Origin of the sequence: Propionicimonas sp., from assembly GCF_049840635.1 — a bacterium.
GTDB lineage: Bacteria > Actinomycetota > Actinomycetes > Propionibacteriales > Propionibacteriaceae > Propionicimonas.
On record NZ_JASGKL010000005.1, the window covers coordinates 163439 to 179888 of the forward strand.

A 16450-nucleotide genomic window follows, 5' to 3' on the forward strand; every position below is an offset into this window, starting at 1 on the left:
TTTCCCCGTCCTGCCGCGGGCTCAGCCCACGGCTCCTTCCATCTGCAGTTCGATCAGCCGGTTGAGCTCGAGGGCGTACTCCATGGGCAGCTCCCTGGCGATCGGCTCGACGAAACCGCGCACGATCATCGCCATCGCCTCGTCCTCGCCCATCCCGCGGCTCATCAGGTAGAACAGCTGGTCCTCGCTCACCTTGGACACCGTCGCCTCATGCGCCATCGACACGTCCTCCTCGCGGACGTCGACGTACGGGTAGGTGTCGGAACGGGAGATCGTGTCGACCAGCAGCGCGTCGCACTTCACCGAGTTGGCGGAGTGGTGCGCGCCCTCCTGCACCTGGACCAGGCCGCGATAGGACGAGCGTCCACCCGACCGCGCGACCGACTTGGAGATGATCGAGCTGGACGTGTTCGGCGCCGCGTGCACCATCTTCGAGCCCGCGTCCTGGTGCTGGCCCTCGCCCGCGAAGGCGATCGAGAGCGTCTCGCCGCGGGAGTGCTCACCGAGCAGGTACACGGCCGGGTACTTCATGGTCACCTTGGAGCCGATGTTGCCGTCGATCCACTCCATCGTCGCGCCCTCCTCGCAGGTGGCGCGCTTGGTGACGAGGTTGTACACGTTCGTCGACCAGTTCTGGATCGTGGTGTAGCGCACGCGGGCGTTCTTCTTCACGATGATCTCGACCACGGCGGAGTGGAGCGAGTCGGAGCTGTAGATCGGCGCGGTGCAGCCCTCGACGTAGTGGACGTAGGAGCCCTCGTCGGCGATGATCAGCGTCCGCTCGAACTGGCCCATGTTCTCGGTGTTGATCCGGAAGTAGGCCTGCAGCGGGATCGAGACGTGGACGCCCTTCGGCACGTAGATGAACGAGCCGCCCGACCACACGGCGGTGTTCAGCGACCCGAACTTGTTGTCCCCGACCGGGATCACCGAGGCGAAGTACTCCTCGAAGATGTCCGGGTGTTCCTTCAGACCCGTGTCGGTGTCGAGGAAGATCACGCCCTGGCGCTCGAGCTCCTCGTTGATCTTGTGGTAGACGACCTCGGACTCGTACTGCGCCGCGACGCCGGCGACGAGCCGCATCTTCTCGGCCTCGGGGATGCCGAGCCGGTCGTAGGTGCGCTTGATGTCGTCGGGCAGGTCCTCCCAGCTCTGGGCCTGCTTCTCCGTCGAGCGCACGAAGTACTTGATCGTGTCGAAGTCGATCCCCGACAGGTCCGCACCCCAGGCCGGCATCGGCTTGCGCTCGAACAGCTTGAGGGCCTTCAGGCGGGTGTTCAGCATCCACTCCGGCTCGTTCTTGAGCGCGGAGATGTTGCGGACCACGTCCTCGGTGAGGCCACGCTTCGCCGCCGCGCCGGCGGCGTCGGAGTCCCGCCAGCCGTACTGGTAGTGGCCCAGGGCCTGCAGGTGCTCTTCCTGGGTGGAACCCAGGCCGGGTGCCGTGGGAGCTGTGGAGGTCATCGGATCAACCCTTCGGTGTCGGAGACGGATGCATGGCCGGGACCACCGGTCGCGGGACGTGGGTGGTGCACACCCCGTCGCCGTGGGCGATGGTCGCCAGCCGCTGCACGTGGGAGTCCAGCAGTGTGGCGAACACCTTGGTCTCGGCCTCGCACAGTTGCGGGAACTCGGCCGCCACGTGGGCGACCGGGCAGTGGTACTGACACAGCTGCACGCCGGAGGCCACAGGCTGCAGGGACGCGACGAAGCCCTCGGCGGTCAACGCTTCGACCAACGCCTCGGCGGGGGTCTCGTATTCCACGGCGATGCTGCGGAATCGCTGGGTGACGGCGTCGGCCACCTGGGCGGCGAACGTGTCGACCGCGTCCGGGCCGGCGGCCTGGCGCAGGTACTCCAGCGCCCGGATCGCGAGCCGGTCGTAGGCCTGGAAGAACTCCGCGCGGCCGGTGTCGGTCAGCGCGAACACCTTCGCCGGGCGACCGCGTCCGCGGTGGCCGTAGATTCGCTGCTGCCTACTGGTGACCTGACCGGTGCTGGCGAGTACCGTGAGGTGCCGGCGCACGGCGGCCGGGGTCAGCCCCAGCCGGCCGGCAAGGTCGTTCGCAGTGGAGGGACCATGCTGGAGGATGGAACGAGCCACCCGGCTACGGGTGGAGGCGTCGGCGGCCTGCTGCTCCGCTTCCGCCCCGAAGGCATCAACGTCCAGTTCCGCATCGCTTTTCACAACGCCATTCTCACCTTATTGTCGCGTCCGCTCAACTCCGCGCGGCAGCGGGCACCCGGATGGCGAGACGCTCCCTTCCACCAGTCGACGCGATTCCAGCATCTACGACACTGCGTCGTAGAGTGCAGACGGTGACTTCGTCTTGTCAAAGGTGACAGGTCATCCCCAACCAAACGGACACTCCAAAAGGATCCATCGTGACCACACCCGTGCTCGATACCCAACCAGCCCAGGGACGGCCGCACCGGCGCGTGCGGCCCGGCCTGATCGCGGTTTTCGGGCTCCTCGCCCCCGTCCTGACCGCCTGCTCCGGCGGCGGGGGCGAAACCACCCACACCACCCACACGAGTGAGTTCGACCTGCCGCTGCCCGACCTGCACGCCGTGACGTTCGGCGGGATCAGCGGGTGGTGGCTGTTGTTCCTCGGCCTGATCATCTGCATCGGCGGGTTCGCCTTCGGCCTGCTCAGCTACATGAAGCTGAAGAACCTGCCGGTCCACCAGTCCATGCGGGACGTCTCCGAGCTCATCTACGAGACCTGCAAGGCCTACCTGCTCCAGCAGGGCCGGTTCCTGCTGCTGCTGTTCGCGTTCATCGGCGCCACGATCTTCATCTACTTCGGCTTCCTGAACACCTCCGGCGGCTGGGGACGCGTGGTGATCGTGCTGCTGTTCGCGATCATCGGCATGGGCGGCTCGTACGGCATCGCGTGGTACGGCATCCGGCTGAACACGTTCGCGAACTCGCGGACCTCGTTCGCCGCGCTGGAGGGCAAGCCCTACAAGGTGCACAACATCCCGATGCGCTCGGGCATGAGCGTCGGCATGGTCCTGATCAGCACCGAGCTGATCATGATGCTGCTGATCCTGCTGTTCATGCCGGCCGACATCGCGACCGCGTGCTTCCTCGGCTTCGCGATCGGCGAGTCGCTCGGCGCGTCCGCGCTGCGCATCGCCGGCGGCATCTTCACCAAGATCGCCGACATCGGCTCCGACCTGATGAAGATCGTGTTCAAGATCGGCGAGGACGACCCCCGCAACCCCGGCACCATCGCCGACTGCACCGGTGACAACGCGGGCGACTCGGTCGGCCCGTCCGCCGACGGCTTCGAGACCTACGGCGTCACCGGCGTCGCGCTGATCACGTTCATCCTGCTCGGCGTCCAGGCCGACCTGCAGGCGCACTTCCTGATCTGGATCTTCTTCATCCGCGCGATCATGCTCGTCGCGTCCGCCCTGTCCTACTTCGCCAACAACCTGTGGGCGAAGGCGAAGTACGGCGACGCGGACGAGATGGAGTTCGAGACCCCGCTCACCTCGCTGGTGTGGCTGACCTCGATCGTCTCGATCATCCTCACCTTCGTGATCTCGGCGATGCTGATGTCGAACCTCGAGGGCTACCCGAACCTGTGGTGGCAGCTCGCCCTGATCATCAGCTTCGGCACGCTGGCCGGCGCGGTCATCCCCGAGCTGGTCAAGGTGTTCACCGGCGTGAAGGCCAAGCACACCGAGGAGGTCGTGAAGTCGGCCAAGGAGGGCGGTGCGTCCCTCGACATCCTCTCCGGCCTCGTCGCGGGCAACTTCTCGGCCTACTGGCTGGGCATCGCCATCGTGGCGCTGATGGGCGGCGCGTTCTTCGTGTCCACCCTGATCCCCGGCATCGACCCGGCCAACACCTCGGCCGGCGGCATCATGCTGGCCCCGGGCGTGTTCGCCCTCGGCCTGGTCGCGTTCGGCTTCCTGGGCATGGGCCCGGTCACGATCGCCGTCGACTCCTACGGGCCGGTCACCGACAACGCCCAGTCGGTGTACGAGCTGTCCCAGATCGAGTCAATCCCCGGCATCGAGGACGAACTCAAGCGCGACTACGGCATCACCGCCAACTTCGAGCGGGCCAAGTACCTGCTGGAGATGAACGACGGCGCGGGCAACACGTTCAAGGCCACCGCCAAGCCGGTGCTGATCGGCACGGCGGCCGTGGGCGCGACCACGATGGTGTTCTCGATCATCATGGGCCTCACCAACGGGCTCACCGAGAACGTGTCCAACCTCTCGCTGCTGCACGTGCCGTTCCTGCTCGGCCTGCTCACCGGTGGCGCGATCATCTACTGGTTCACCGGCGCCTCGATGCAGGCGGTCACGACCGGGGCGTTCCGGGCGGTGGAGTTCATCAAGGGCAACATCAACCTGGAGACCTCCGAGAAGGCCTCGGTCAAGGACTCCCGGCGGGTGGTCGAGATCTGCACCCAGTACGCCCAGAAGGGGATGTTCAACATCTTCCTCGGCATCTTCTTCGCCACCCTGGCGTTCGCGTTCGTTGAGCCGTACTTCTTCATCGGCTACCTGATCTCGATCGCCATGTTCGGGCTCTACCAGGCCATCTTCATGGCCAACGCCGGCGGCGCCTGGGACAACGCGAAGAAGATCGTGGAGGTCGACCTGCAGGCCAAGGGCACCGAGCTGCACGACGCGTCCATCGTGGGCGACACCGTGGGCGACCCGTTCAAGGACACCTCCTCGGTGGCCCTGAACCCGGTGATCAAGTTCACCACCCTGTTCGGCATGCTGGCGATCGAGCTCTCGCTGATCATCAACAACCCGACGGTGAACGCGATCCTGGCCGTGGTGTTCTTCCTGGCCAGCGTTTACATGGTGTGGCGGTCGTTCTACGGCATGCGGATCGACCAGCCGATGCTCACCAAGGCGGACTTCGCCTACCTCAAGGAGGCTCCCGCCGAGCCCGGCACCGGCGCAACCGCGCCCGTGGCGGACGCCCCGGTGGAGGTCCCCGCGAAGGCCTGACCGACCCGCACGACCGCCGCTGCCCGGTTCCCGCGAGGGGGCCGGGCAGCGGCCTTTTCCGGCCGACGCAGCCCCTAGACTGAGCGGGTGCCCGCAGCCCTGACCGTCGAAGACGTGCGTCTGGAGCTGGGCGGACGGGCGGTGCTGGACGGGCTCTCGCTGACCGCGGCAGCCGGCGAGGTGACCGCCGTGCTCGGCCCGAACGGGGCGGGCAAGACGACCATGATCCGCTGCTGCACGGGCCTGCTCAGCCCGGACGCGGGCCGGATCACGGTACTGGGCGAGCCGGCGGGCAGCGCGTCCGCCAACGCCCGGATCGGCCTGATGCCGCAGGCGACCGGCGCCTGGTCGGGGGTGAAACCCGCCGAGCTGCTCACCTACCTCGCCTCGCTGTACGCCAACCCGGTGCCGCCGGCCGACCTGATCGCCGCACTGGGCATCACGAGCTTCGCCCAGACCCCGTACCGGCGGCTGTCCGGGGGCCAGCAACAGCTGGTGAACCTCGCCGGGGCGATCATCGGACGCCCCGAGCTCGCCTTCCTCGACGAGCCGACCGCAGGCCTCGACCCGCACGCCCGCCGCCAGGTGTGGACGCTCGTCCGCGACCTGCGCGCCGCCGGCGTCGCCGTCCTGCTGACCACGCACGCGATGGACGAGGCCGAGCAGCTCGCAGACCGGGTCGTCCTGCTGAACGCCGGCCACCGGGTCGCGGCGGGGACGGTGGCCGAGCTGACCGCGGAGAAGAACCTCGAGCAGCTCTTCCTCGACCTGACGACGCCGGGCGGTGCGTGGTGAGCGCGCTCGACCTGCGCCCCGCCGCCGCGCCCGCGCCCCGCGTGCGCCGGATCGTGCGGCACGCGCTGATGGAGACCAGGCTGATCGTCCGCAACGGCGAGCAGCTGCTGCTGGCGCTGGTGATCCCGCTGGGCCTGATCGTCCTCCACGCCGTCGCCGGCGCAAGGTTCGGCATCGCCAGGGAGCCGTTCATCGCGTCCGTGATCGCCCTGGGGCTGTGGTCGAGCGGGTTCACGTCCCCCGCGATCACCACGGCGTTCGAGCGCCGCTACGGCGTCCTGGAGCGGCTGGTCGCCACTCCCCTGCGCCGCGCGGACCTGCTGCTCGGCAAGGCGACGATGATCGGACTGCTCGCGATCGGCCAGGCCGCGATCCTCGTCGTGGCGGGGCTCGTGGCGGGCTGGAGGCCCGCGCCGACGCTCGCCCAGACGCTGGTCACGCTGGCCGTCGTCCCGCTCAGCCTGGTGGCGTTCGCCGGGCTCGCACTCACGTTGGCGGGGCGTGCGTCCGCGGAACTCACCCTCGGGCTGGCGAACCTCGTCTACCTCGTGGGGGCGGCCACGGGCCTGCTCGTCCCTGCCGACAGCTTCCCCGGCTGGGCGCAGCCGCTGGTGACGGTGCTGCCCACGACCGCGCTGGGCGAGACCTTGCGGGCGTGGGCCACCGGTGGCTTCACCCCGCTCCCCCTGCTCGTCGTCCTGCTCTGGGCCGTCGCGGCGATCGCGCTGGCAAGGAAGGTGTTCCGATGGACCTCGTGAGTTCACCCGCGGCGATGCGGCGGTGGGCGCTCGCGTCCCTGATCGGCAACATGGGCATCGTCGTCACCGGCGGCCTGGTGCGGGTGACCGGGTCGGGGCTGGGCTGCTCGACGTGGCCCCAGTGCACGCCCGGCTCGTACGTGCCGCACGCCGAGTCCGGGGCGCACGCTTTCATCGAATTCGGCAACCGGACGCTCACCTTCGTCCTAGTGGCGATCGCGATCGGGACCTTCGTCGCGGCCTGGCGGGCGAGGGACGCGGTCGGCAGCCCGCGGCGCGACCTGCGCGGGCTCGCGCTGGCCGCGGCACTGGGCATTCCGGCGCAGGCGGTGATCGGCGGGATCTCGGTGCTGACGGGCCTCAACCCGTGGGTAGTCGGGCTGCACCTGGTGCCGTCGATCGCCTTGATCGTGATCAGCACCGTCCTCGTCCACCAGGCGTGGCGCGTGGTGCCGGCACCAGTGCCCGCACGGGCCCGGCTGGTGGTCGTGGCCACGTTCGTGGTCGGGCTGGTCGCGATGCTGGCTGGCATGGTGGTGACCGGGGCCGGACCGAACTCCGGGGACGGTGGCGCCGCCCGCAACGGCCTCGACCTGACCACGGTGGCCCGCGTGCACTCGCTCAGCGTCTGGGTGGTCGTCGCGCTCACGATCGTGCTGCTCGCACTGCTCCGCCGCGTCCCGGGCGCGCGGCGGGCCGTCCAGCTGCTGCTGGTCGTCGAACTCGCCCAGGGCGCCGTCGGCTACGCGCAGTACTTCCTCGCCCTGCCCGCGGCCCTGGTCGCCCTGCACATGGTCGGCACGACGCTGTTCACCGCCGCCCTGACCCACCTGTGGTGGCTGACCCGCACCCCGGCCGCCTCGGCGGAGGCCGTCGAGACGGGTGCCGCCACGACCCACTGACGCCGCGTCGTCCACCACAACGTGGACGGAATGTCGTGACTACGCCGCATTTCGGTCCACGTTGTGGTGGACGCCATCGGGTCCCCGACAAGGTGGACGGATCGTCGCGAGTTCGCCGCAGAAGCGTCCACCTTGAGGCCTCGAGTGCTGCCGCCCGATGCAACGGCGGCCAGGCGACACGACCTCACCGCGTTCCCGTCCACGACAAGGTGGACGGATCGTCGCGAGTTCGCCGCAGAAGCGTCCACCTTGGCGCCTCCGAAGACGCGGTCCACGACAAGGTGGACGGATCGTCGTGACTACGCCGCATTTCGGTCCACGTTGTGGTGGACGCCATCGGGTCCACGACAAGGTGGACGGAATGTCGCGAGTTCGCCGCAGAATCGTCCACCTTGGCGCCTCCGAAGACGCGGTCCACGACAGGGTGGACGGATCGTCGCGACTACGCCGCATTTCGGTCCACGTTGTGGTGGACGCCATCGGGTCCACGACAAGGTGGACGGATCGTCGCGAGTTCGCCGCAGAAGCGTCCACCGTGACGCCTCGAATGCTGCCGCCCGATGCAAGCGCGGCCAAGCGACACGACCTCACCGCGTTCCCGTCCACGACAAGGTGGACGAATCGTCGCGAGTTCGCCGCAGAAACGTCCACCTTGGCGCGCTTGAGATCCCGGCTTTCGCCGGGATGACATGACGGCGAGATCAGAAGATCAGCGGGTCGACGGCGGCGGCGATGAACACGATCGCCAGGTAGCTGTTGGACAGGTGGAACAGGCGCATCGGCTTCAGCGCGGCGTCCACCAGGCCCCGGCGGGCGCGCAGCAGCAGGGCTACCGCCTCGGCCAGCATCGCCCCACCCGCAACGACGGCCACCAGCGGGTAGAGCCAGCCCGTGCCCGCGACCGGCCACAGCAGCAGGCTCACCGCCACGGTCAACGCGCTGTAGGCGAGGATCCGCCACGCCACCCGGACGGGCGGGGCCACGACGGGAAGCATCGGGACGTGGGCGTTCAGGTAGTCCTCGCGGTACCGCAGCGCCAGCGCCCAGGTGTGCGGCGGGGTCCAGGCGAACACGATCGCGAACAGCACCAGCGGCGTCCACGAGACCGAGCCGGTGACGGCCGTCCACCCGATCAGAGGAGGGAAGCAGCCGGCTATGCCACCCCAGACGATGTTCTGGGACGTGCGTCGCTTCAGCGCCATCGTGTACACGAACACGTAGTAGAGGTTCGCCACCAGCGCCAGCGCCGCGGACAGCCAGTTCGCGCCGAGACCCAGCATGAGGGTGGCAGCAATGCCGAGCACCGCGCCGAAGGCCAGCGCCCGCGGGGTGCTGACCAGGTCCCTGGCCATCGGACGGCGACGCGTACGGCGCATCTTCGCGTCGATGTCGGCGTCCAGCACCGAGTTGAACACGTTCGCGCTGCCCGCGGCCGCAGTGCCGCCGAGCAGCGTCCACAGCACCAGCTGCCAGTCGGGGAAGCCGCCCGCGGCGAGGAACATGGCCGGAATGGTGGTGACGAGGAGGAGTTCGATGATCCGCGGCTTGGCCAGCGCCACGTACGCCTGCACCACCGCTCGCCAGTCGCCGGACTCCAGGGCGGCCAGGGGCACGCCCTCCTCGACTGGTTTCATCGCGCTCCTGATCCGGTTCTCGCAGGTTTGGTGCAGCTTACTGCCCCGTCCCGCCACCCGGCGACGCCCCTGCTCGCCGCGTGTCCGGGCTTGTACAGTCTCAGACGTGAACCCGCTCCGTGACCAGCGTGATCCCCGACTGCCCCGGATGGCCGGTCCGTCCGCGCTCGTGCTCTTCGGCGTGACCGGGGACCTGGCGACGAAGAAGCTGCTCCCTGCCGTCTACGACCTCGCCAACCGCGGCCTCCTGCCCCCGGGCTTCGGCCTGGTCGGCTTCGCCCGGCGCGACTGGGCCGCCGACCACTTCGCCGAGGTCGTCGCCCAGGCCGTCCGCGACCACGCCCGCACCGAGTTCCGCGAGGACGTGTGGAAGCAGCTCCAGGAGGGCATCCGGTTCGTCCCTGGCGAACTCGGCGACAACGAGGCCTTCGAGCGGCTCAAGCAGACCCTCACCGACCTCGACGAGCGCCAGGGCACCGGCGGCAACCACGCCTTCTACCTCTCGGTGCCGCCCGCCGCCTTCGACACCGCGGTCGCCCAACTTCGGCGCCACGGCCTGGCCGACCGGCCCAAGGGGTCCTGGCGCCGCGTCGTGATCGAGAAGCCGTTCGGTCACGACCTCGCCAGCGCCCGGCAGCTGGAGCGCAAGCTGTCCCGGGCGTTCGACCCGTCCAGCATCTTCCGGATCGACCACTACCTGGGCAAGGAGACCGTCCAGAACCTGCTGGCGTTCCGGTTCGCGAACACGATGTTCGAACCGATCTGGAACCGCAACTACATCGACCACGTCCAGATCACGATGGCCGAGGACATCGGGATCGGTGGACGCGCGGGCTACTACGACGGCATCGGCGCTGCCAGGGACGTGATCCAGAACCACCTCCTCCAGCTGCTCGCGCTGACCGCCATGGAGGAGCCGACCTCGTTCGGGGCCGACCAGCTCAGCATGGAGAAGCGCAAGGTGCTCTCTGCCGCGCGCGTGCCCGCGTCCCTCGACCTCCATTCGGCGCGCGGCCAGTACGCCGCCGGCTGGGCCGGCGGCGTCGAGGTGCCCGGCTACCTCGAGGAGGAGGGCATCCCCACCGACTCTCGCACCGACACCTACGCCGCCATCCGCGTGGACATCGACAACCGCCGCTGGGCGGGCGTCCCGTTCTACCTGCGCACCGGCAAGCGCCTCGCCCGCCGCGTCACGGAGGTCGCGCTGAACCTGCGTCCGGCCCCCCACCTGCCGTTCAACGGGACGGACGTCCGCTCGCTCGGCACCAACGCCCTCGTCCTGCGGATCCAGCCGGACGAGGGCATCACCCTGCGGTTCGGCGCCAAGGTGCCGGCCACCCCGATGGAGCTGCGCGACGTCAACATGGACTTCGGCTACGGCACGTCCTTCGCAGAGTCGAGCCCCGAGGCGTACGAGCGGCTGCTGCTGGACGTACTGCTCGGCTCTGAGCCGCTCTTCCCGCAGTCCCCCGAGGTCGAGCTGTCCTGGGAGATCCTCGACCCCGTCCTCGACCGCTGGGCCTCTCTGGAGACGCCGCCGGAGCCCTACCCCTCCGGCGGCTGGGGGCCGTCGTCGGCCGTCGAGATGCTGGCCCGCGACGGCTTCAGCTGGCGCAGGCCGTAGGAGGAGGAGAGATGATCGTCAAGCTCACGAACACCAACGCCGCCGAGGTGCAGCAGGGCATCCAGAAGGCCAGGCACAACATCGGGGCCGCGTCCGGACTCGTCTTCACGCTCGTCGTGATCGCCGAGATGGTCGAGTACGACAAGGCGATGGAGGCCTGCATCCGGGCCGGCCGCGAGCACCCGTCCCGCATCCTGCTGGTGACGAACGGACGCGCCCGCGCCGACCGGCTGGACGCGGAGGTGCAGGCGGGTGAGGGCTCGCCCGGGGAGATCATCAGCCTGAAGTTCCACGGCGAACTGCAGAAGCACCGTGAGTCCGTCGTCCTGCCGCTGCTGCTGCCGGACCTGCCGGTGATCGGGTGGTGGCCCGGCCGCTCTCCGAAGTCGCCCGGCACCGACCCCCTCGGACGGTTGGCGACCCGCCGGATCACCGACGCGATGGGCGACCCCAACCCGCTGGCCGCGCTCGAAGTGCGCGCCCGCAACTACTGCCCCGGCGACACCGACCTGACCTGGACGCGGCTCACCCGCTGGCGCGGCCTGCTCGCCGCAGCCCTCGACGCGTACCCCATGGACGTCTCCCGCGTCACGGTCTCCGCCGCCCCGGAGAACGCCGCGGGCACCCTGCTGGCCGCCTGGCTCTCGGAGCGGCTCGACGTCCCGGTCGCTGTCGACCACGGCCGTCCGGGCGTGGGGATCACCGGCGTGGTGCTCGCTGCGGGTGAGGACGAGATCAGCGTGACCCGCACCGACGGCAACCTGGCCAGCTTCTCCGCCCCCGGGTTGCCGCAGCGGCTGGTCGCGGTGCCCCGTCGTGACCTCAACACGCTGCTGGCCGAGGAGCTGCGCCGCCTCGACGACGACGCCATCTACGCTGAGGCCATGGCCTCACTGGTGAGACGGCTCGACAGAGCAGCGGAACGCGCCCGCGGACAGCTGTCATGAAAGAGCCGGGAGGACGCACCGTATGAGCGGCGTGCAGCCGCAGGTCGTCCGGCACGCCGACGGCGACGACCTCAGCAGGAGCGCCGCGGTCCGGCTGTTGGCGACCCTCATCGAGTTGCAGGGCAACGATCGCGTCGCGCAGGTCTGCCTGACCGGTGGCCGGATCGCCCATGCCGTCTACGCCAGCCTCGGCAGCCTCGTCGAGGGATCCGCACTGGACCCGTCCCGGCTCGAGCTGTGGTGGGGGGACGAGCGGTTCCTGCCGACCGACGACCCCGAGCGCAACGCCGGACCCACGCTCGCGCTCCTCGCCGGCCACTTCGCGCTCGACCCCGCCCGGACGCACCCGATGCCGAGCGCCGACGGTGTGATCGATGCGGACGCGTCGGCGGCGACCTACGCCAAGGAGCTCGGCGACACTCGCTTCGACCTGTGCCTGCTCGGCCTGGGACCGGACGGCCACGTCGCGTCGATCTTCCCCAACCATCCGTCGAGCGAGCCGACCACGCAGTCGGTGATCGGCGTCAGCGACGCACCGAAGCCCCCGCCGGAGCGGATCAGCCTGACCATCCCGACCATCAACGAGTCCCGCGAGGTGTGGTTCCTGGTCAGCGGGACGGAGAAGTCGAACGCACTCGCCCGCGCGCTCGCCGGCGACTCAAGCCTCCCGGCCGGGCGGGTCGCGGGTCGCGAGCGCACGTTGTGGCTGGTCGACCAGGCGGCCGCGTCCGAACTGCCCTACTTCGACTGTCCGGCCTGACCGGGAGCCACCCGGCTCCCGGTCCGGCGAACCGTCAGTAGATGATCTCGCCGGCGGCCCTGCGGGCACGCAGCGAGTCGAGGGCCTCGGCGAGGATCGCCACGGCCTCCGCGTCCGAACGACGCTCCTTCACGTACGCGAGGTGCGTCTTGTAGGGCTGGGTCTTCGGCGGCGGCGGCGGGTTCTCCGAGTCGAGGTTCGCCGGGAGCCCGCAGCGCGGGCAGTCCCAGGTCTCGGGGATCACCGCGTCGGCGGCGAACGCCGGACGTGTCTCGTGCCGGTTGGCGCAGAAGTAGGACACGTACAGCCGAGGCGCCGCATCCCCCCGCTCCGCTTCACCCATCGGGCCTGCTCCGACCCGGCTCCCGCGAATCGCGCTACCACCAACCACGTGCCATGACTCCTTGCTGTGCGAGAGGGGGGACTCAGCCCAGGGTTCCCACTTCGGGGAAGTAACGGTAGAGGACGAGCAGCCCGACGACGGACGCCAGCCAGACGAGCCCGACCGTGATCGTCAGCCGGTCGAGGTTGCGCTCCGCCACCGAGGTGCCGCCCATGCCCGTCGTCATGCCCCCACCGAAGAGGTCGGACATGCCGCCGCCACGACTCTTGTGGAGGAGGATGAACAGCGCCAGGACGAGGCTGGTCAGGATCAGGACCACGGACAGCGTCACGATCGGCCAGGTCATCAGGGGGAGCAGAGTCACGAGGAGAATCGTAACCCACGCCGCGCCCCACCAACGAAACGACGACGACCCCGACACACCCCCGGACGCACCGAGGGCCACCCGCCTCGACGGGTGGCCCTCGGAGATCGTCAGCAGTCAGCCAACGTCAGCTGGCCGAGGAGTAGAACAGCACGATCTTCGCGAACTCGTCGGCGTTCAGGCTCGCGCCACCGACCAGGGCGCCGTCGACGTCCGGCTGCGCCATGATCTCGACGACGTTGTTGGCCTTGACCGAGCCGCCGTACTGGATCCGGACGGCGTCGGCCGCCTCGGCGCCGAACGCCTCTGCGACGTAGCCGCGGATCGCCCCGCAGACCTCCTGCGCGTCCTCCGGGGTCGCCACCTCACCGGTGCCGATCGCCCAGACGGGCTCGTAGGCGATGACGGATGCGGCCACCTGCTCCGCAGTCAGCGGCGCGAGGCAGACCTTCACCTGGCCGAGGACGTGCTCGACGTGGGTGCCGGCCTTGCGGATCTCCAGCACTTCGCCGCAGCAGATGATCGGGGTCATGCCGGCCTCGAACACCACCTTGGCCTTGGCGCCGATCAGCTCGTCGGTCTCGCCGTGGTACTCGCGGCGCTCGGAGTGGCCGACCACGACGTAGCTGCAGTTGAGCTTGGCCAGCATGTCCGCCGACACCTCGCCGGTGTACGCGCCGGACGCGTGGGCGGACACGTCCTGCGCGCCGAACTTCAGCGGCAGCTTGTCGCCTTCGACCAGCGTCTGGACGGTGCGGATGTCGGTGAACGGGACGATCACCGCCGCCTCGGACTTCTCCGCGTCGTACTTCGCGTCCGCCAGCGTCCACGCGAGCTTCTGCACCAGGCCGGTGGCCTCGACGTGGTTGAGGTTCATCTTCCAGTTGCCGGCCATCAAGGGCTTGCGGGCCATGTCACTCCCCTTCCAGGACTGCCAGACCGGGGAGCACCTTGCCCTCCAGGTACTCCAGCGACGCACCGCCGCCGGTCGAGATGTGCCCGAAGGCGTCGTCGGCGAAGCCGAGGTTGCGCACGGCGGCCGCCGAGTCGCCACCGCCGACGACCGTGAAGCCTGAGGTCTCGGCCAGCGCCTTCGCCACCGCTTCGGTGCCGCTGGCCAGCGACGGGATCTCCGCCACGCCCATCGGGCCGTTCCAGAACACGGTGGCCGCACCAGCGATCGCGCCGGCGAACAGCGACTCGGTCTTCGGGCCGATGTCCGCGCCCTGCTGGTCGGCGGGGATCCGGTCGGAGTCGACGACCGTGACCTCGCTGGCCGAGCGGTTGGGGAAGTCCAGGACCTCGACGACACGGGTGTCGACCGGGAGCAGGATCTGCTTGCCCGCGGCCTGCGCCTGCTCGAGGTAGCCCGCGCAGGTCTCGACCTTCTCCGCATCGAGCAGCGAGGTGCCGACCTCGTAGCCCTTCGCCTTGAGGAACGTGTACGCCATGCCGCCGCCGATGATCAGGGTGTCGGCGACCTTCAGCAGGTTGTCGATGACGGCCAGCTTGTCGGCCACCTTGGCGCCGCCGAGGACGACGACGTAGGGGCTGGCGGGGCTCTCCGTGAGCTTCTTCAGCACCTCGACCTCCTTGGCGACGAGGAAGCCGGCCGCGTTCGGCAGCAGCTTCGCGACGTCGTAGACGGAGGCCTGCTTGCGGTGCACCACGCCGAAGCCGTCGGAGACGAACACGTCGGCCAGGCCGGCGTACTTCGCAGCGAGCTCCTCGCGCTCGGCGTCCACCTTGGACTCCTCGGCGGGCTCGTAGCGGACGTTCTCCAGCATCGCGATCTCGCCGTCGGCCAGCGCGGCGACGGTCGCCTGTGCGCTCTCGCCGACCACGTCGCCGGCGAGGTGCACGTCGGCGCCGATCAGCTCACCGAGCCGCGTGGCGGCGGGGGCGAGCGAGTAGGCGGGGTTCACCTGCCCCTTGGGGCGGCCGAGGTGGGCCATGATGACGACCTTCGCGCCGGCGTCCTTCAGGAAGGTCAGCGTGGGGAGGGCCGCGCGGATGCGACCGTCGTCGGTGATGGTGTCGCCGTCCAGCGGCACGTTGAAATCACAGCGGATCAGGACCCGCTTGCCCCGGAGGTCTCCGAGGTCGGATACGGACTTCACTACTCGGCCTTTCTTGTTGCTGGTTTCATGCAACGGGCCGACCCGCGCCATGATGACGCGAGCCGGCCCGATGTGCCTGTGGTCCGATCAGAGCTTCGAGCCGACCAGCGCGGTCAGGTCGACCAGCCGGTTGGAGTAGCCCCACTCGTTGTCGTACCAGGAGACGACCTTGACCTGGTTGCCGATGACCTTGGTCAGCGGCGCGTCGAAGATCGAGGACAGCGGGTAGGTCTCGATGTCCTTGCTGACGATCGGGTCCTCGTTGTACTCGAGGATGCCCTTCAGCGGGCCCTCGGCCGCGGCCTTGACGATCGCGTTGATCTCCTCGACGGTGGTCTCGCGGCTGGCCTCGAACGTGAGGTCGGTCACCGAGCCCGTGGGCACCGGGACGCGCAGCGCGTAGCCGTCCAGCTTGCCCTTCAGCTCCGGCAGCACCAGGGCGACGGCCTTGGCCGCACCGGTGGTGGTCGGGACGATGTTCAGGGCGGCGGCGCGGGCGCGACGCAGGTCGGAGTGCGGGGCATCCTGCAGGTTCTGGTCCTGCGTGTAGGCGTGGATGGTGGTCATCAGGCCCTTGACGATGCCGATGCCGTCGTTCAGCGCCTTGGCCAGCGGGGCCAGGCAGTTCGTGGTGCAGGACGCGTTGGAGATGATGTTGTGCGCGGCCGGGTCGTACAGGCCGTCGTTGACGCCCATGACGATGGTGATGTCCTCGTTCTTCGCCGGGGCGGAGATGAGCACCTTCTTGGCACCCGCGTCGATGTGGGCCTTGGCCTTGGTCGCGTCGGTGAAGAAGCCGGTCGACTCGATCACGATGTCGACGCCGAGCTCGCCCCACGGCAGGTTGGCCGGGTCGCGCTCCTCGAACGCCTTGATCTCCTTGCCGTCGACGTAGAGCGCGGTCTCGTCGTAGGTGACCTCGCCGGGGAAGCGACCCAGGATCGAGTCGTACTTCAGCAGCTGGGCGAGCGTCTTGTTGTCGGTGAGGTCGTTGACGGCCACCACGTCGAGATCGGCGCCCGAAGCCACCAGGGCGCGGAAGTAGTTGCGGCCGATCCGGCCGAAGCCGTTGATGCCAACCTTGACGGTCATGTTGAAGGGGTCTCCTTTACGAGAGGTCCAGCGGCGGGCGTCAGCCTTGCCGTGTTCGGGATCCACCCTAGCGTTTCCGTCGCACAGCGGTTACCCGGGGGGTGAGAGCGGACGAACGTGCA

At 69.2% G+C, this 16450-nt stretch carries 15 protein-coding genes; 7 read left to right on the top strand and 8 right to left on the bottom strand.

Translation table 11 applies throughout. From position 1 onward, the window contains the following. Positions 1 to 21: 21 nt before the first annotated feature. Both sufB and QM779_RS06790 read right to left on the bottom strand, forming a co-directional pair. Positions 22 to 1464: a Fe-S cluster assembly protein SufB gene (sufB, locus tag QM779_RS06785; RefSeq protein ID WP_428533540.1), complete on the bottom strand. Its 1443-nt coding sequence runs from the start codon at positions 1462 to 1464 to the stop codon at positions 22 to 24. 4 nt (positions 1465 to 1468) lie between these two features. Beyond that, a complete protein-coding gene (locus tag QM779_RS06790; protein WP_428533542.1) occupies positions 1469 to 2188 on the bottom strand; it encodes a helix-turn-helix transcriptional regulator in 720 nt (239 codons plus the stop codon). A 251-nt stretch (positions 2189 to 2439) separates the two neighbouring features. Between QM779_RS06790 and QM779_RS06795 the strand changes: the two genes are divergently transcribed. From QM779_RS06795 to QM779_RS06810, 4 genes are all read left to right on the top strand, one after another. After that, positions 2440 to 4989 (top strand): sodium-translocating pyrophosphatase, encoded by a 2550-nt coding sequence (locus QM779_RS06795; protein ID WP_428538339.1) that lies wholly within the window; start codon positions 2440 to 2442, stop codon positions 4987 to 4989. An 87-nt stretch (positions 4990 to 5076) separates the two neighbouring features. Continuing rightward, positions 5077 to 5784: an ABC transporter ATP-binding protein gene (locus QM779_RS06800; protein ID WP_428533544.1), complete on the top strand. Its 708-nt coding sequence runs from the start codon at positions 5077 to 5079 to the stop codon at positions 5782 to 5784. Further along, a complete protein-coding gene (locus QM779_RS06805) occupies positions 5781 to 6542 on the top strand; it encodes an ABC transporter permease (protein WP_428533546.1) in 762 nt (253 codons plus the stop codon). The genes QM779_RS06800 and QM779_RS06805 overlap by 4 nt, the downstream gene beginning before the upstream one ends. Next, on the top strand, positions 6530 to 7444 hold the full coding sequence (locus QM779_RS06810; RefSeq protein WP_428533548.1) for a COX15/CtaA family protein: 915 nt from the start codon (positions 6530 to 6532) through the stop codon (positions 7442 to 7444). Before QM779_RS06805 ends, QM779_RS06810 begins: the two co-directional genes overlap by 13 nt. A 701-nt stretch (positions 7445 to 8145) precedes the next feature. Here QM779_RS06810 and QM779_RS06815 read toward each other — a convergent pair. Beyond that, on the bottom strand, positions 8146 to 9078 hold the full coding sequence (locus QM779_RS06815) for a heme o synthase (protein WP_428533550.1): 933 nt from the start codon (positions 9076 to 9078) through the stop codon (positions 8146 to 8148). 106 nt (positions 9079 to 9184) lie between these two features. Between QM779_RS06815 and zwf the strand changes: the two genes are divergently transcribed. From zwf to pgl, 3 genes are read left to right on the top strand one after another with little or no spacing between them, the layout of a single operon-like run. After that, positions 9185 to 10702: a glucose-6-phosphate dehydrogenase gene (gene zwf / locus QM779_RS06820; RefSeq protein ID WP_428533552.1), complete on the top strand. Its 1518-nt coding sequence runs from the start codon at positions 9185 to 9187 to the stop codon at positions 10700 to 10702. Between the two features lie 11 nt (positions 10703 to 10713). Next, the gene (locus QM779_RS06825) at positions 10714 to 11649 is read left to right on the top strand and encodes a glucose-6-phosphate dehydrogenase assembly protein OpcA (protein ID WP_428533554.1); all 936 of its coding nucleotides are present in this window, start codon (positions 10714 to 10716) and stop codon (positions 11647 to 11649) included. A 22-nt stretch (positions 11650 to 11671) separates the two neighbouring features. Continuing rightward, positions 11672 to 12409 (top strand): 6-phosphogluconolactonase, encoded by a 738-nt coding sequence (gene pgl / locus QM779_RS06830; RefSeq protein ID WP_428533556.1) that lies wholly within the window; start codon positions 11672 to 11674, stop codon positions 12407 to 12409. A gap of 34 nt (positions 12410 to 12443) precedes the next feature. Here the strand turns inward: pgl and QM779_RS06835 are convergent, their stop codons facing one another. The 5 genes from QM779_RS06835 to gap all read right to left on the bottom strand — a co-directional run bounded on the left by QM779_RS06835 (position 12444) and on the right by gap (position 16328). Continuing rightward, complete coding sequence (locus QM779_RS06835; protein WP_415153866.1) at positions 12444 to 12800, bottom strand: RNA polymerase-binding protein RbpA; 357 nt, start codon at positions 12798 to 12800, stop codon at positions 12444 to 12446. 34 nt (positions 12801 to 12834) lie between these two features. Continuing rightward, on the bottom strand, positions 12835 to 13098 hold the full coding sequence (gene secG, locus QM779_RS06840) for a preprotein translocase subunit SecG (protein ID WP_428538342.1): 264 nt from the start codon (positions 13096 to 13098) through the stop codon (positions 12835 to 12837). Positions 13099 to 13243: 145 nt separating this feature from the next. Then, on the bottom strand, positions 13244 to 14029 hold the full coding sequence (tpiA, locus tag QM779_RS06845) for a triose-phosphate isomerase (RefSeq protein ID WP_428533558.1): 786 nt from the start codon (positions 14027 to 14029) through the stop codon (positions 13244 to 13246). Between the two features lies 1 nt (position 14030). Beyond that, a complete protein-coding gene (locus QM779_RS06850; protein ID WP_428533560.1) occupies positions 14031 to 15236 on the bottom strand; it encodes a phosphoglycerate kinase in 1206 nt (401 codons plus the stop codon). 87 nt (positions 15237 to 15323) lie between these two features. After that, complete coding sequence (gene gap, locus QM779_RS06855; protein WP_428533562.1) at positions 15324 to 16328, bottom strand: type I glyceraldehyde-3-phosphate dehydrogenase; 1005 nt, start codon at positions 16326 to 16328, stop codon at positions 15324 to 15326. Between the last annotated feature and the right edge of the window lie 122 nt (positions 16329 to 16450).

Excerpts from the sequence above, each read along its gene's own strand:
- QM779_RS06825 (WP_428533554.1), top strand. The coding sequence starts at position 10,714 with ATGATCGTCAAGCTCACGAACACCAACGCCGCCGAGGTGCAGCAGGGC.
- QM779_RS06810 (WP_428533548.1), top strand. The coding sequence starts at position 6,530 with ATGGACCTCGTGAGTTCACCCGCGGCGATGCGGCGGTGGGCGCTCGCG.
- secG (WP_428538342.1), bottom strand. The coding sequence starts at position 13,098 with ATGACCTGGCCGATCGTGACGCTGTCCGTGGTCCTGATCCTGACCAGC.
- gap (WP_428533562.1), bottom strand. The coding sequence starts at position 16,328 with ATGACCGTCAAGGTTGGCATCAACGGCTTCGGCCGGATCGGCCGCAAC.
- tpiA (WP_428533558.1), bottom strand. The coding sequence starts at position 14,029 with ATGGCCCGCAAGCCCTTGATGGCCGGCAACTGGAAGATGAACCTCAAC.
- pgl (WP_428533556.1), top strand. The coding sequence starts at position 11,672 with ATGAGCGGCGTGCAGCCGCAGGTCGTCCGGCACGCCGACGGCGACGAC.
- QM779_RS06815 (WP_428533550.1), bottom strand. The coding sequence starts at position 9,078 with ATGAAACCAGTCGAGGAGGGCGTGCCCCTGGCCGCCCTGGAGTCCGGC.
- sufB (WP_428533540.1), bottom strand. The coding sequence starts at position 1,464 with ATGACCTCCACAGCTCCCACGGCACCCGGCCTGGGTTCCACCCAGGAA.